At 71.7% G+C, this 15,128-nt stretch carries 15 protein-coding genes; 6 read left to right on the forward strand and 9 right to left on the reverse strand.

Translation table 11 applies throughout. The annotated features are described in order from the left end of the window. Positions 1–30: 30 nt before the first annotated feature. Genes C3E78_RS17470 through C3E78_RS17485 form a run of 4 tightly spaced genes read right to left on the reverse strand, consistent with a single transcriptional unit; the run spans position 31 to position 4,377 of the window. Positions 31–1,170, reverse strand: coding sequence for an acyl-CoA dehydrogenase family protein (locus C3E78_RS17470; protein WP_108580567.1), 1,140 nt, complete (start codon positions 1,168–1,170; stop codon positions 31–33). Beyond that, positions 1,167–2,981 (reverse strand): acyclic terpene utilization AtuA family protein, encoded by a 1,815-nt coding sequence (locus C3E78_RS17475; protein ID WP_108580568.1) that lies wholly within the window; start codon positions 2,979–2,981, stop codon positions 1,167–1,169. The genes C3E78_RS17470 and C3E78_RS17475 overlap by 4 nt, the downstream gene beginning before the upstream one ends. Beyond that, positions 2,978–3,769, reverse strand: a complete 792-nt coding sequence (locus tag C3E78_RS17480; RefSeq protein WP_108580569.1) for a TIGR03084 family metal-binding protein — start codon at positions 3,767–3,769, stop codon at positions 2,978–2,980. The genes C3E78_RS17475 and C3E78_RS17480 overlap by 4 nt, the downstream gene beginning before the upstream one ends. Then, complete coding sequence (locus C3E78_RS17485) at positions 3,766–4,377, reverse strand: TetR/AcrR family transcriptional regulator (RefSeq protein WP_235833795.1); 612 nt, start codon at positions 4,375–4,377, stop codon at positions 3,766–3,768. The genes C3E78_RS17480 and C3E78_RS17485 overlap by 4 nt, the downstream gene beginning before the upstream one ends. A gap of 152 nt (positions 4,378–4,529) precedes the next feature. Between C3E78_RS17485 and C3E78_RS17490 the strand changes: the two genes are divergently transcribed. Then, the gene (locus C3E78_RS17490) at positions 4,530–5,072 is read left to right on the forward strand and encodes a PepSY domain-containing protein (protein WP_108580571.1); all 543 of its coding nucleotides are present in this window, start codon (positions 4,530–4,532) and stop codon (positions 5,070–5,072) included. Between the two features lie 82 nt (positions 5,073–5,154). Beyond that, positions 5,155–6,783, forward strand: a complete 1,629-nt coding sequence (locus C3E78_RS17495; protein ID WP_108580572.1) for a DUF3352 domain-containing protein — start codon at positions 5,155–5,157, stop codon at positions 6,781–6,783. A 55-nt stretch (positions 6,784–6,838) separates the two neighbouring features. On the opposite strand, the gene C3E78_RS17500 is transcribed toward C3E78_RS17495, so the two are convergent. The 4 genes from C3E78_RS17500 to C3E78_RS17515 form a co-directional block, all read right to left on the reverse strand. Beyond that, on the reverse strand, positions 6,839–7,636 hold the full coding sequence (locus C3E78_RS17500) for an NPCBM/NEW2 domain-containing protein (RefSeq protein ID WP_108580573.1): 798 nt from the start codon (positions 7,634–7,636) through the stop codon (positions 6,839–6,841). A gap of 108 nt (positions 7,637–7,744) precedes the next feature. After that, positions 7,745–8,890: an alpha/beta hydrolase gene (locus C3E78_RS17505; protein WP_108580574.1), complete on the reverse strand. Its 1,146-nt coding sequence runs from the start codon at positions 8,888–8,890 to the stop codon at positions 7,745–7,747. A gap of 41 nt (positions 8,891–8,931) precedes the next feature. After that, positions 8,932–9,591: an SIMPL domain-containing protein gene (locus C3E78_RS17510; RefSeq protein ID WP_108580575.1), complete on the reverse strand. Its 660-nt coding sequence runs from the start codon at positions 9,589–9,591 to the stop codon at positions 8,932–8,934. 54 nt (positions 9,592–9,645) lie between these two features. After that, the gene (locus C3E78_RS17515) at positions 9,646–10,116 is read right to left on the reverse strand and encodes a winged helix-turn-helix transcriptional regulator (protein ID WP_108580576.1); all 471 of its coding nucleotides are present in this window, start codon (positions 10,114–10,116) and stop codon (positions 9,646–9,648) included. Positions 10,117–10,187: 71 nt separating this feature from the next. On the opposite strand from C3E78_RS17515, the gene C3E78_RS17520 reads away from it, so the two are divergent. Then, positions 10,188–10,685 carry a PaaI family thioesterase gene (locus tag C3E78_RS17520; protein ID WP_108580577.1) on the forward strand — a complete coding sequence of 166 codons (498 nt, stop codon included), beginning with the start codon at positions 10,188–10,190 and terminating at the stop codon, positions 10,683–10,685. 34 nt (positions 10,686–10,719) lie between these two features. After that, complete coding sequence (locus C3E78_RS17525; protein WP_199906865.1) at positions 10,720–12,039, forward strand: ATP-dependent 6-phosphofructokinase; 1,320 nt, start codon at positions 10,720–10,722, stop codon at positions 12,037–12,039. Positions 12,040–12,045: 6 nt separating this feature from the next. On the opposite strand, the gene C3E78_RS17530 is transcribed toward C3E78_RS17525, so the two are convergent. Beyond that, complete coding sequence (locus C3E78_RS17530) at positions 12,046–12,486, reverse strand: hypothetical protein (RefSeq protein WP_108580579.1); 441 nt, start codon at positions 12,484–12,486, stop codon at positions 12,046–12,048. A gap of 211 nt (positions 12,487–12,697) precedes the next feature. On the opposite strand from C3E78_RS17530, the gene C3E78_RS17535 reads away from it, so the two are divergent. After that, on the forward strand, positions 12,698–13,987 hold the full coding sequence (locus C3E78_RS17535; RefSeq protein ID WP_108580580.1) for a bifunctional o-acetylhomoserine/o-acetylserine sulfhydrylase: 1,290 nt from the start codon (positions 12,698–12,700) through the stop codon (positions 13,985–13,987). Beyond that, the gene (metX, locus tag C3E78_RS17540; protein ID WP_108580581.1) at positions 13,984–15,093 is read left to right on the forward strand and encodes a homoserine O-acetyltransferase MetX; all 1,110 of its coding nucleotides are present in this window, start codon (positions 13,984–13,986) and stop codon (positions 15,091–15,093) included. The genes C3E78_RS17535 and metX overlap by 4 nt, the downstream gene beginning before the upstream one ends. Positions 15,094–15,128 lie beyond the last annotated feature (35 nt).

Here is a 15,128-nt window from a genome sequence, read left to right on the forward strand (position 1 = left end):
TGCACGCGGTGCGCGCGGGATGACGTCCCATCAGTACGCCAGCAGCTTCGCGGCCAGGTCGGTCATGACCTCGGTGGCGCCGCCACCGATGCCGAGGATGCGGGCGTCCCGGTAGTGCCGCTCGACCTCGGACTCGCGCATGTAGCCCATGCCGCCGAAGATCTGGACGGCCTCCGACACGACCCACTCGCACGCGGCGACCGAGATGTTCTTGGCCACGACGGCCTCGAGCAGCGGGCTCTCGCCGGCGGCCGCCTTCTCGACGGCCTCGCGGGTGATCGCCCGCGCGGCCGCGGTGCGGCTGTGCATCTCGACGAGCTTGTGCCGGATGACCTGCCGGGTGATGAGCGGCTTGCCGAACGTCTCGCGCTGGCGGGCGTACTCGACGGCCAGGTCGAGCGCACGCTGCGCGGTCGCGTAGCCCTGCGTCGCGAGGCTGACCCGCTCGTTGACGAACTGGTTGACGATCAGCCCGAAGCCGCCGTTGACCTCGCCGACGATGTTGCCCGCCGGGACGCGCACGTCGTCGAACGTGAGCTCGGCGGTGTCGGAGCAGTGCCAGCCCATCTTCTTCAGCGGCTTGGAGACCGTGAAGCCGGGCAGGCCCTTGTCGATGACCAGCAGGCTGATGCCGCCGAACCCGTCCCCGCCGGTGCGCACCGCCGTGGTCACGTAGTCCGAGCGGACGCCGGAGGTGATGAACGTCTTGGCGCCGTTGACGACGTAGTGGTCGCCGTCGAGCACCGCGCGGGTCTGCAGACCCGCCACGTCGGAGCCGCCGCCGGGCTCGGTGATGCCGAGGGAGCCGATCTTCTCGCCGGCCAGGGTCGGTCGGACGTAGCGCTCGATGAGGTCGGGGTTGCCGCTGTCGACCATGTGCGGCACCGCGATGCCGTGCGTGCAGAGGCTCGCGAGCAGGCCGCTCGACCCGCCGCCCGCGAGGACGGCCTCGGTCATGATCGTCGCGTCGATGATGTCGCCGCCGGAGCCACCGACCTCCTCGCTGAACGCGATGCCGAGCATGCCGACGTCGGCGGCCTTCCGGTGCAGCTCGCGCGGCAGCAGGCCGGCGTCCTCCCACGCGGGCAGGTGCGGCGCGATCTCCTTCTCGGTGAAGGAGGTGACCATCTCGCGCAGGGCGAGTCGTTCGGGGGTGTTCCAGGTGTTCACAGGGCAGCCTCGGCAATCGCAGGGGGTAGGAGGATGGAGGGGATGGCGCAGTCGCGGGCACGGAGCCACTCGCCGACGCCCTTGGCCTGCGGGTCGAGGCGGGTGGACGAGGCCACCCCCTCGCCGAGCAGGCCGCGGATCACGATGTTGACCGCCGCGAGGTGGGGCAGCGGGTGGATCTCGATGTCGAGCAGGGCGGACTCGGGCAGCAGCTCGCGCACGGTCGCCTCGTCGAGCAGCTCGAGCAGCCAGGCGTACGCGTCGTCCCGGGCCGGGTGGCCCGCCGGGATCCAGACCCCGACGTTGGCGTCGCCGCCCTTGTCGCCGGACCGCGCGTACGCCAGGCGTCCCAGCGGCGCCCGGACGGTGTCCGCCGCCCACTCCCCGAGTGGCGCAACCCGATCCGCGAGTGGCGCAACCTGGAGGTTCTGAGACGGCGAGTCGTCCATTTCTGCGCCAGTCCCCCGCAAGCGGGAGGTGCCCCCAGCGGGCTCGGTTGCGCCGATGGGGGGCGCGATGTCGGTGACGGTGCCGTCGGCGGCCACCACGCGGTGGGGCACCGTCGCCTGCGGGACGTACGCCGCGCGGTAGACGCCGTACGGGCTCGCGGCGGCGGGCGGACGGGACACGCTGAAGCCCGGGTACGAGGCGAGCGCGAGCTGGATCGCGGCGTCGCTGAACGTGCGCCCGACGGGATCGGCCCGCCTGCTCCGGACGTGCAGACGGAGCAGCGAGGTGGCCTCGGCCTGCGTCGCCGGGTCGGGGACGTCGGTGCGGTCGAGGTGCCACTCGACGGTCTCGGGCCGCTCGCCCCCGGCGAGGGCGGACTCCATCTGCTGCTGGACGAGCGCGGCCTTCTCGGGAATGTCGAGACCCGTGAGGAGGAACTCGACGCTGTTGCGGAAGCCGCCGAGCTCGTTGAGGCACACCTTGGCCGTCGCCGGCGGCGGCTCGCCGACCGCGCCGGAGATCGCGACCCGGTCCGGGCCGGCCTGGCTGAGGGTCAGGGTGTCGAGGCGCGTCGAGACGTCCGGACCGAGGTACAGCGGCGACCCGATCTCGTACACCAGCTGCGCTGTCACCGTGTCGACCGTGACCGCGCCGCCGGTGCCGGCGTGCTTGGTGATGACGCACGAGCCGTCCGCTGCGATCTCCGCGACCGGGAACCCCAGCGGAGTCGACATGTCGACATCGGTGAACCCAGCGAAGTTGCCGCCCGTCGCCTGCGTGCCGCACTCGATCACGTGCCCGGCCACCACCGCGCCCGCGAGCTGGTCGAGGTCGTCCCGCGCCCAGCCGAAGTGCGCGATCGCGGGCCCGACGACCACCGACGCGTCCGTGACCCGCCCGGTGACCACCACGTCGGCCCCTCCCTCCAGGGCCGACGCGATGCCGAACGCACCGAGGTACGCATTCGCCGTGAGGACGCCACCGAGGCCGAGCTCGTCGGCGCGACCCGTGAGGTCGTCGCCCTCCACGTGCGCGATCACGATCTCGAGACCCTGCTCCGCCGCGATCTCCCGCAGCTTCGCGGCCAGCCCCGCGGGGTTGAGCCCGCCGGCGTTCGCGACGATCCGGACGCCGAGCTCCTTGGCCAGCGCCATCGAGTCGGTCATCTGCCGGACGAACGTGCGGGCATAGCCGAGTGACTCGTCCTTCATGCGGTCCCGGCCCAGGATCAACATCGTCAGCTCGGCCAGGTAGTCGCCGGTCAGGTAGTCCAGCTCGCCGCCCTCGAGCATCTCGCGCATCGCGCCGAGCCGGTCACCGTAGTAGCCCGAGCAGTTCCCGATCCGGAGGGCGCGGGTCATCGCTCCGCCAGGCGGACGGGTTCGGCCCCGGGCAGCCCCGCGAAGGCCTGGACGATCGTCAGCCAGTGCGCGGCGTGCTCACCCTCGGCGGTGACGTCGACGTCGTCGAGGTGACGGCGGCGGGTGGCGAGCAGCGCGAAGTCGTGTCCGGAGCCGGTGACCCGCTCGGCAGCGTCCTCGGGGCCCCAGGTCCACAGGTCGCCGTCGGGCCCGGTGAGCTCGACCCGGATCTGCACGCCGGGGTCGTCCTCGCCCCGGGCGAGGTACGCGTACGAGCGGGCCCGGACGCCGATGTGGCAGACGTGCTTGGCGCGCGAGGTCTCCGGGATCGTGATGCCGAGCGCCTCGGCGACGTCGTGGCCGTGCGCCCACGTCTCCATGATCCGGGCGGTCGCCATCGACGCGGGGCTCATCGGCGGGCCGAACCACGGGATCTTCTCGCCGTCCGGGACGCCGCGCAGCGCCGCGTCGAGCTCGACCCGACCCTCACGCCACACCTGGAGCAGGTCCTGCGGCGGGATCAGCGCCATCTCCTCGGTCGCGGTGTCGATGAACCCGAACGGGTCCTCGGCGGCGGCGAGCATCAGGCGGCCGAACTCGTCGGGGTCGACGATCGCGGCGAGCGAGGCGCTGTCGGTCCAGTGCAGGTGGGCGACCTGGTGCGTGACCGTCCACCCCTCGGGCGTCGTGACGGTGGCCCAGCCGTCGGCCGGCAGCCCGGCGACCCACTGGTCCAGCTGCAGGCTCTCGGCCGTGAGGTCGGACAGGATCCCGTCGAGAACGGTCATGGCATCTCCAGCTCGTGGTCGAGGACGGCGGCCCAGGAGTCCAGGACCGCCGATCGGCGTCTTGCGTCGTCGGTCAGGGAGGCGGCCAGGCCGAGCCCGCGCACCAGGTCGAGCGTGGCCTGGACGAGCTGGCGGTTGTCGCCCTGCGACTCGTCGATGCCCAGCAGCTCGACCGCGTACGTGTGGGTCTCGCGGCCGATGCGGCGCTCGAGCGGAGCGACCGCCTCGCGCAGCTCCGCGTCGGTGCGCGCAGCGACCCACAGCTCCAGCGCCGCGAAGAACACCGGGGAGACGAACTGCGCGGCGAGGATCTCCAGGACGCCGCGGGTGCGGCCCTCCTCGGAGAGCTGCTCGGCGCTGCGCCGCATCTCCTCGCGGCGACGGTCGGTCAGGTGCTCGACCGCGGCGACGACGAGGGCCTGCTTGCTGGGGAAGTGGTGCAGCTGGGCGCCACGGCTCACGCCCGCCCGCCGACTCACGACCGTGGTGGTCGTCCCGGACCAGCCGAGCTCGACGAGGCAGTCGACGGTCGCCTCCATCAGGCGCTGCCGCATGGCGCGCGAGCGCTCGCCCTGCGGGATGCGCGTCGGCGCGGTCTCGGTGCTCACGCGACCAAGCATGGGCCCTCCACAACAAACAGTCAAGCATGATTGTTTGTTTCTGTTGGCAACCTAAGCCGTTTCTCACGTCGTCATCACGCCCACCTCATGCGCACGAGGTGCACTGGGAGCCCTTCCCACCCCAGCTCCCAGGAGTCACCATGCGCACCCCTCTCACCCTCAGCGGCCTCGTCCTCGCCGCCGCCCTCACGCTCAGCGCCTGCGCGGGTGACGACGACGAGCTCAGCGCGAGCGACCGCGAGAAGGCCTCGGAGACGGCGATCGAGTACGTCGGCGGGGGCGCCACCACGGACGTCGAGCGCGGCGACGGCGACGACGGCTATGCGTACGAGGTCGAGATCACGCTGTCCGGCGGCACCGACATCGAGGTCGAGCTCGACAAGGACTTCCAGGTCATCAACAACCCCCCGACGATCGCCGATCTCGGGCTCACGAAGAGACCGACGCCGGACGCCACGCCGACGCCCCGCTCCGATCCTGACGACCGCCCGCTCACCGGGACGACGCTCAAGAAGGCCACCGCGGCAGCGCTCAAGGCCACCGACCCGGAGGCCAAGGTCACCGAGACCAGCCGCAGCGACGACGCCGACCACGCGTACGAGGTCGAGGTCCTGCTGCCGAACGGCCAGGACGCCACGGTCGAGCTCGACAGGTCGTTCAAGGTGATCCGGGTCGACGACTGACGAGCTGTGACAACCTGATCGGGCTCGGACGTGACCTCCGGTACTCTCCTCGGACTCCCACCCGCGCGACCGAAGGACTCCCATGGCCGAGCAGGCCCCGCCTCCCCCGCCACCGCCCCCGCCGCCTGCCGACGCGCCGACGACGGCGGCAGCGCCCGAGCCCGCCCGCCGCAGCCGCAAGGGTCCCGTCCTCGGCGGCATCGCCGTCGCGGCGGTCCTGGGCATCGGCTACGGGGCGTACGCGATCTGGGACAAGCTCGACGGCGGCGGCCCCCAGCCCCACGACGTGCTCCCGGCGTCCACCCAGCTGTACGCGCGGGTCGACCTGGATCCGTCGGCCGGCCAGAAGATCGCGCTGTTCAAGCTGATCCGCAAGTTCCCCGACGTCGCCGAGGAGATCGGCATCCGGGACGAGGACCAGGACATCCGACAGCTGGTCTTCGACGAGGCCCTCAAGGGCTGCGACGGGCTGGACTACGAGGACGACGTCAAGCCGTGGCTGGGTGATCGCGTCGGCATCGGCGCCGAGCTGCAGGACGAGCGCTTCGTCATCGCCGTCCAGACCAAGGACGAGAAGAAGTCGCGCGAGGGCATCAAGAAGCTCTTCGGGTGCGGCGGCGAGGGCTACGGCATCGCGTACCTCGACGGCTACGCGATCCTCGCGCCGAAGCAGGCGGACGTCGACGCGTCGGTCACGGCCGCCAAGAAGGCCTCGCTCGGGGACTCCAAGCGGTTCAGCGACGACTTCGACGAGCTCGGCGGCGAGGGCATCGCCTCGGCGTGGGTCGACGTCGCGTCGGTCGCGGACACCCCTGAGGCCAAGCAGATGTTCGGGCCCCAGCTCGACGAGCTGGTCGCGGCCGGGTCCGTCGCGACCACGCTGCGCGTCGACGGCAACGCCCTCGAGCTCGCAGCCCTCGGCGGCGGGACGCAGCAGGGCGACACCGACGCGGTCAGCCTCGCGAGCCTGCCGTCCGACACGGTCCTCGCCCTGTCGCTCGCCGGCGTCGGCGACCAGGTGGGCGAGGCGTTCGACGCCTTCGTCCAGAGCTTCGACGAGCTGGCCGCGAGCTTCACGGGCAGCACGGCGGGCATCGCGGAGAGGGCGACCGCGGGGTCCGCCGTCCCGTACTCGAGCAGCCCGCCCGACACCGCCCAGGACCTCATCGACCAGATCGAGCGGTCGAGCGGCTTCCGGCTGCCCGAGGACCTCGAGACCCTGTTCGGCGACCGCCTCACGCTGGCGGTCGGCGCCAAGAACCTCGAGGCCCTCCCGACGCTGTCCGGCCCGGAGGGGCTGTCCTCGCTCGACGTCGCGCTCGCCCTCGACTCGGACCGGACCAAGGCGCTCGCGCTCGTCCAGCGCATCGTGTCGCTGGGTCGCGACGCCGGCATCCCGCTGGTCGCCCAGCCCACCGACGACGGTGCCGTCCTGGCCACGAACCAGGACGCGGCCACGTCCATCACCGACGCCGACGGCTCGCTCGGCGACGAGAAGGCGTTCCAGGAGGTCGTGCCGGACGGCGACGCGGCCTACGGCGGCTTCTACCTCAACATCGGGGCGATCCTCGACAAGCTGCTCGAGGCCGACCCCCCGGAGGGCGTCCGTTCGGTGATCGAGGAGGCGAAGGCGCTGTCCGCGGTCGGCGTGTCGGTGACCGAGGAGGACGGCGACCGCTCGCTCGTCAGGCTGCGGGTGTCGTTCAACTAGGCAACGACGAGGGGCCCGGTCGCTGGCGCGGCCGGGCCCCTCGTGCTGCCGGCGGTCAGTCGTCCTCGGGGAACGCGCAGTAGGCCCGGGGCTTGGACGCGTTGACGTACGTCGGCCGTGCGCTGTTGCGCGCCTCGGCCGTGAAGATCAGTCCACCGGTCTCGGCGCGCGGCACCGCGACGTCCACCGTGACCATCGTGCCCTTCTTGACCCGCACGCTCGCGATGCGCGTCTGGTCGGCGTGGATCCGGAACTGGGCGTCCGCGCCGGCGGCCGACCGGTCGTCGAGCCCCACCTCGGCGTGCACCCGCTTGCAGGTGTGCAGGGTCAGCCAACGGGTCCTGCCCCCCGCGCTCGCACTCGATGCCCAGTAGCGGGTGACCGGCGTGCCGGCGACGGTCTGCGGACCGTACTGGCCCTTGTACTGTTCGCCCGAAGCCAGCGGGACATCCGGCACGTTGGCCATCTTGTACCAGGCGTAGGCGCGCATGATCACGGTCTTGCTCGCACCACCGGAGAGGCCCGACCCGGACGGCTTGTAGACCCGGTATCTCGTGCTGCCGTCACGCGGTGCGACCGTCTTGGCGTACGCGCCACCGGACTTGACCGTCGTGGTCGCGACCGTGCGCCACCGATTGCCGCCCTGGTCGATGTCGAAGAACTGGACCTTGAGCCTCGCGCCCTTCGCGGACGGCGAGACCTTGCCGGAGAAGACGACGGTGTCGCCCTGCTTGATCTCGGTGCGGGTGACCGAGAGGCTGACCTTGTAGGGGGTGGCGGCCTGCGCCTGGGACACCAAGACCGGCGTGAAGCCGACGGCGAGTGCGGCGGCCACGAGTGTGAGATGTCGCATGAGGGGTGCTCCTTCGGGACATGGATGCCCGGGAACTGACTGACGTCGGTCGGTGTGATCGGCGCGCCAAGGCGTCCGCTTTCGTCAGTATGCGCCCCCGCGGTCAGCTCAGGCAGCAGGTTCGGGGACGATCTCGCCGACCATCGTCTCCTCGCGCGCCGCGGGGTCGACGGTCGACTCGTGCTCGAGCTCGCCGACCGCGCGGCGGGCGAAGTCGGCCGCCAGCTGCAGCGCCATCTCGCTCTCGGGCAGGACGTCGGCCAGGACCGGGAACGCGTGCACCTGCTTGCGCCACAGGTGCGTCTCGACCTCGACGCCCCGCTCGGACAGCAGCAGCGCCATGGCCTCCACCTCGGGGCGGAGCATCTCGTCCTCGACCGCGACGAAGAACGTCGGCGACGAGATGTACGCGACCGCGTGCAGCGGGGAGGCATATCCCTCGATCGCGGCCCCCTCGGGCAGCCACCGCTCGCGGATCTTGGCGATGCGCTGCACCGGCAGGTACGCGTCCCGCGAACGGATGACCCGCACGACGGCCTTGTCCTCGCGGTCGGGGTCGACGCTGAGCAGCGGGGAGAAGCCGAGGATCGCCGCGGGGGCCTGGAGGCCGCGGCGAGAGGCGAGCTCGGCGATCTTCATCGCGAGGTAGCCTCCGGCGGAGTCCCCGGCCACCACGATCTTGTCGGGGTGGTCGCTGGCGTCGAGCAGGGCGGCGTACGCCGTGATGGCGTCGTGCACGGAGTCGGCGACCGACCCCTCGGGCAGCTGGACGTAGTCGACCGAGATGACCGTCGCGCCCGTCTTGAGCGCGAGCCGCTCGCAGATGCGGCGGTGGCTCTCGATGCCGCACGAGAAGAACCCACCGCCGTGCAGGTACAAGAGGGTCATGTCGCTGCTCGGCCCGTAGCGGTGCGTCATCGACTCGACTCGGACGCCGCCCAGCTCGTGGACCTCGAAGTCGACGTGGCGTGACCGCGGTCGCCTGGCGGAGAACCGGTCGAGCCCGCGGATGACCGTCAGCGAGCGGTCGTTGATGGGCGTCACCCGCAGCAGGGGCTTGAACACGATGCGGGCCGAGCGCTGCAGCACGCGCGCCTTGAGGCTGAACGACTCGTGCACGACGGCCTGGTCGTAGACCACCCGCATGGGTCCGCGGCCCGGGAGGTCCAGCCGTACGCGGCGGCGCGGCGGCGTGCGGACACGCGCCAGACGCGTCGGACCGGTCAGCCGATGGAGCAGGGAGGACCACCACATGCCCCCGACCGTACCGTCGGTATGGCGGCGGTTCAATGCCGTCAGTCGGCGCGGAACCGGGCGTCGACCTCGACCCGGACGAGGATCTCCTCGGGCGCCAGGTCCAGCACGGGTCCGTCGTCGCCGGCGACCTTCGCGGACGCCTGCAGCAGCTGGACGTCGCCCGCACTCGCGCCGGGACCGGTGAGCATCCCCGGGTCGGCCACCTGGACCGCGACCACCCGCCCGCGGCCGACCGCGTCGGCGTACGCCTGCGCCTTGGTCACCGCGTCCTCGACCGCCGCCGTGCGTGCCTCGGCCTCGTACGCGCGCCGGTTCGCGGCGGTCACGTCCCAGGCGATGCCGGCGATCTCGACCCCATCCACACCGGACCAGTCGTCCAGCAGGCTGCTGAGCCGCTCGAAGTCGACGAACTCGGCGCGCACCCGGAGCCGGGCGACGTGGACCGGCTCGCTGCGCTGACCGTCGGCGGCCCACGGGCGGTGGCTCAGGACGTGCACCTGGTCGCTGGACCAGGTCCGGACCGCCCGCAGGTCGGTCAGTTCCCTGAGCTGGGCGCTCAGCGGCTCCTGGATCGCGATCGCCTCGGCCACGACCGCCTGCTTGTCGCCGCCCTCGACCGCGGCCGCCAGCGACACGGTCGCCCTCTCGGCAGGGTGACTCTGCTCGGCGGACCCGCGGACGGTGATCTCCAGTGACATGCCGTCATGATGCCGCACCGGAACCGGTTACGCCGGGCTTGGCGAACCGTCCGGTCAGGACGCCCGCAGGCGCGCACCGTCGAGCGGGACCAGCTCGGTGCGGGTGCGCGCGCCGATCTCGTGGCCGGCGTCGCAGACCAGCTGCGCGTGGACGGCCTCGCCGCAGCCGGCGTGCCGCACCTGCACCGGCGGTCCGGCCGCGCCCGCCCGGTGCCGGTCGCCCCAGTCCATGATCGCGACGAGGATCGTGCGCAGCTCCCGTCCCGCCTCGGTCAGCACGTACTCGTGCCGCGTCCGCTCGCCGTCGGCCCGCACCGGGCGCTTCTCGGCCAGGCCCTCGTCGACGAGCAGCTGCAGGCGCTTGGTCAGGACGTCGCGCGAGATGCCGAGGTGGTCCTGCAGGGCGTCGAACCGGCGCACGCCGTTGAACAGGTCGCGCACCACCAGCACGGTCCACCGGTCGCCGAGCACCTGTGCGGTGCGGGCGATCGAGCAGGTCGCGGAGTCGTAGTTCGTCCAGGTCATGCGTCACCTCTGAGTTCGGATTGCAGACTCAGATGCTACGCTGCCGGGCACCCGGAGGGAAAGAGGCGAGCATGACCGAGCTGACCGAGCAGAGCAGGACGATCTCGTGGGTCGATCCGCGGCCGCAGGCCGAGCAGGCGCTGACGATGAGCGGCCTGGACTACCTCCGCGCGATGCAGGAGGGCACGATCCCGCCGCCGCCCATCGCGAGCCACATCGGCCTCGAGGTCGTGGATGTCGCGGAGGGCCTCGCGGTCATGGCCGCGACCCCCGACGAGTCGCACTACAACCCGATCGGCTCGGTCCACGGCGGCTTCTCCGCGACGCTGCTCGACTCGGTCTGCGGGTGCGCGGTGCAGACGACCCTGCCCGCCGGGACCGCGTACACGTCGCTGGACCTGAGCGTGAGCTTCCTGCGCGCCATCACCGCCGACACCGGACGGGTCGTCGCGACGGGACGCGTCACGAAGCCGGGCTCGCGGGCCGCGTTCGTGGAGGCCGAGATCAGGGACGCCGGCGGGCGGCTGCTGGCGACCGCGACGTCCACGTGCCTGGTGTTCCAACCCTGAAAACCCGAGGGTTTCCTCAGCTAGCATGAACCCCGTGGTCACCCTCGACGATCTCCAGGTCCGCTCGCTCGGCGCGAGCACCCTCGACAGCCCCCTCGCGCTCTACGTCGACGGGCGGGAGACGAACGAGTACTACGTCGGCGAGACCGACCGGATCCTCTACGACGACACCCTCGAGCTCATCGCCGCCCGAGGCGTGCCGATGGAGCAGCTGCCGACGTTCGAGGCCGGCGGCCCCCGCCGCAAGATCTTCTTCGAGCCCGCCACGACGCGCGTCGGGGTCGTCACGTGCGGCGGCCTCTGCCCGGGCCTGAACGACGTGATCCGCGCCATCGTGCTCGAGCTGCACACCCACTACGGCGTCCGCGACGTCATCGGGTTCCAGCACGGCTACGCCGGCATCGTGGAGTCCAACGGCCACGACGTCGTCACGCTGACGCCCGAGTACGTCTCGCGCATCAACGAGCGGGGCGGCACGATCCTCGGCTCGTCGCGCGGCGCGCAGGACCCCGGCCTCGTCGTCGACCGCCTCGTCGAGCTCGGGGTCGACATCCTCATGGTCATCGGCGGCGACGGCTCGATGCGCGGCGCCCACAACATCGGTGCCGAGATCGAGCGCCGTGGCCTGACCATCGGCATCGTCGGCGTCCCGAAGACGATCGACAACGACATCCCGCACATCGGCCAGAGCTTCGGCTTCTCGACCGCGTTCGCCAAGGCCGCGGAGTCGATCAAGGCAGCTCGCGTCGAGGTCGAGGCGGCGGTCGGTGGCGTCGCGATCGTCAAGGTCATGGGACGGCACGCAGGCTTCATCGCCTGCTACGCGGCCCTGGCCAACCACGACGCGGACTTCGTCCTCATCCCGGAGGTGCGCTTCTCCCTCGACGGCGACAACGGGCTGCTGTCGCTCCTGGGCCAGCGGGTGCAGGAGCGTGGCAGCGCGGTCATCGTCCTGGCCGAGGGAGCGGGCCAGGACCTCATCCCGGCCAGCGACCGCACGGACGCCAGCGGCAACGCCGTCCTCGGCGACATCGCGGGGTTCCTGCGTGACCAGATCACCAAGGACTTCGCCAACCGCGGCCAGGCGCTGACCATGCGGTACTTCAACCCCGGGTACGCGATCCGGTCCGTCCCCGCCGACGCATCGGACTCGGTCTACTGCGCCCGGCTCGCGCAGACCGCGGTGCACGCGGCCATGGCCGGACGGACCGACATGGTCGTGGGGCGGCGGCGGCACCGCTTCGTCAACGTCCCGATCCCGTTCGTGACGGCCGGCTCGCACAGCGTCTCGCCCGACGGCGACCTGTGGCTCTCGGTGCTCGAGAGCACGGCCCAGCCGTTCTCGATGGCCTGAGGCCGCCTACCGGATCTGGGTGAAGGACCAGCCGCTGACGTCGGCCAGTCGGCCGCGCCAGAGCATCCCACTCCCGTGCTGGTTGCCCGGTCCCACGATGAGGCGGGCGTCCCTGAGGTGGAAGTAGGCCGGGAGCGCCCCGTCCAGCGGCCGCAGCTCGGTGAACAGCGAGCCCATCGCCCTGCCGATGTTCGGGTCGCTGGCCGTCAGCTCGCGCGTCGCCTCGTCGACCCACCACCGGCGCGGCACCAGCAGGCCGCTCACGACTCCACCGGGGATGGTCGCCGTCACCGACACGGACAACGGCTCGTCACCCCTGTCGTCGAGGCGCTCGATCAGCTCCACCAGGCTGATGAGGAGCACGTCCGGCAACGACCCCTCCACGTCCTCGAAGTCCGCGGTCTCAGCATCCGGCGGGGTCTCGCCGGAGGGTCGTTCGTCGGCCATCTCATGTCCTCGTCGTCGCGATTCCCCCGCACCACCCGACGCTAGCCCGCTGGGGGACATCGTGCTGCGGTTATGCCCAAGCGGGGAAAGCGAAGCCGCGGCCGGCGCAGCCCGCACGCAGCAGCGTTCCGGATGGTGAGACGGCCTTGCCCGTTCCTGAGACGCTGAGAGAGTTGAAACCCCAGACTCCACCTTCTCCCCGGGAGACACCATGAGCGACACCTGGTCATTCGAGACCAAGCAGATCCATGCCGGACAGGTCCCCGATCCGACCACGGGCGCTCGCGCGCTGCCGATCTACCAGACGACGTCGTACCAGTTCCGCGACACCCAGCACGCCGCGGACCTGTTCAGCCTCGCCGAGCCCGGCAACATCTACACGCGCATCATGAACCCGACCCAGGACGTCGTGGAGCAGCGGCTCGCCGCGCTTGAGGGCGGCGTGGGCGCACTGCTCTTCGCGTCGGGCCAGGCCGCGACCACGGGTGCGCTGACCAACGTCGCCGAGGCCGGCGACCACATCGTCGCGTCCGCGAGCCTGTACGGCGGCACCGACAGCCTGCTGCGCCACACGTTCCCGAAGCTCGGGATCACGGTCTCGTTCGTCGAGGACGCCAACAACCCCGACGCGTGGCGCGCGGCCGCGCAGGAGAACACCAAGGCGTTCTTCGGCGAGACGATCGGCAACCCGAAGGGCGACATCCTCGACCTCGAGGCCGTCTCGACGGTCGCCAAGGAGGTCGGCGTGCCGTTCATCGTCGACAACACGGTCGCCACCCCGTACCTGCTCAACCCGCTCCAGCACGGCGTCGACACGGTCGTGCACTCCGCCACGAAGTACATCGGTGGCCACGGCACCGCGATCGCCGGTGTCGTCATCGACGGCGGCACGTTCGACTACGGCGCGCACGGCGACAAGTTCCCCGGCTTCACGACCCCCGACGCGAGCTACCACGGCCTGGTCTTCGCCGAGGCCCTCGGACCCGCGGCGTTCATCGCCAAGCTGCGCGTGCAGTACCTGCGCAACGTCGGCCCCGCGATCGCGCCGTTCAACGCCTTCCTCATCGCCCAGGGCCTCGAGACCCTGAGCCTGCGCATCGAGCGCCACATCGAGAACACCCGCAAGGTCGCCGAGTGGCTCGAGGCGCGCGAGGACGTCGCGAAGGTGACGTGGGCGAGCCTCGACAGCAGCCCGTACAAGGCGCTCGCCGACAAGTACACGCCCAAGGGCTCGGGCGCCGTGCTGACGTTCGAGCTGCCCGGCGGGATCGACGCCGGACGCGCGTTCATCGACGCGCTCGAGCTGTTCAGCCACGTCGCCAACATCGGCGACGTGCGCAGCCTCGCGATCCACCCCGCCAGCACGACCCACTCGCAGGGCACGCCCGAGGAGCACGCCGCGACCGGCGTGACCCCGGGCCTCGTGCGCCTGGCGATCGGCCTCGAGGGCATCGACGACATCCTCGCCGACCTCGACGCCGGATTCCGCGCGGCCAAGTGAGCCTGGCCCCCGGCATCGATCCCTCTCTCGTCACCGGTGCGTGGCGGGAGGGGGATCCGTCAGGTTCGCGGCAGTTCGCCGACATCGGCGACGTCCGCCTCGACTCCGGCACGACCCTCGCGGACGTGCGCCTGGCGTACGAGACCTGGGGGACGTACGACGGGTCGAACGCGGTGCTCGTGCTGCACGCCCTCACCGGCGACAGCCACGTCCACGGGCCGGCCGGGCCCGGGCACCCCACCCCCGGGTGGTGGGACGCGGTCGTCGGGCCCGGGCTGCCGATCGACACGGACCGCTTCTTCGTCGTGGCCGCCAACATCCTCGGCGGCTGCCAGGGGTCGACCGGTCCGGCGTCCCTCGACCCCGACGGCCTGCCGTGGGGTGGGTCGTTCCCGGCCCTGACCGTGCGCGACCAGGTGCGCGCCGAGGTCGCCCTCGCCGACCTGCTCGGGATCCTGCGGTGGCACGGCGTGGTCGGCGGCTCGGCCGGCGGGATGCGCGCGCTGGAGTGGGCCGTCGAGCACCCCGAGCGGGTCGACCGGCTGTTCCTCCTGGCGACGTCCGCAGCCGCCTCCGCCGAGCAGATCGCGCTGTCACGCACGCAGGTCGCCGCGATCGAGAACGACCCCGCGTGGTTCAGCGGCGACTACTACGACGGACCGCACGGCCCGCTCGTCGGGCTCGACCTGGCCCGCCGCATCGCCCACATCGCGTACCGCAGCGAGGGCGAGCTGGCCGACCGGTTCGGTCGCACGGTGCAGGACGACGGCCGCTGGGCGGTCGACTCGTACCTGCAGCACCACGGTGCGAAGCTGGTCGGCCGCTTCGACGCGGGCGCGTACGTCGTCCTGACCTCCGCGATGGACAGCCACGACGTAGGACGTGACCGCGGTGGCATCGAGGCCGCGCTCAAGCGGGTCACCGCCCGCACGGTCGTCGCGGGCATCGACTCCGACCGGCTCTACCCGATCCATCAGCAGCAGCAGCTCGCCGACCTGATCCCCGGCGCGGGGCCCCTCGAGGTCGTCAAGTCGCCGTTCGGCCACGACGGATTCCTCATCGAGGCCGACCAGGTCGGCGAGCTCGCCCGCAGCCTCCTCGCCTGAGCTCCGTTCGCCGACGAGTCACGCACGGACGCCGA

This window comes from Aeromicrobium chenweiae, assembly GCF_003065605.1.
Lineage (GTDB): Bacteria > Actinomycetota > Actinomycetes > Propionibacteriales > Nocardioidaceae > Aeromicrobium > Aeromicrobium chenweiae.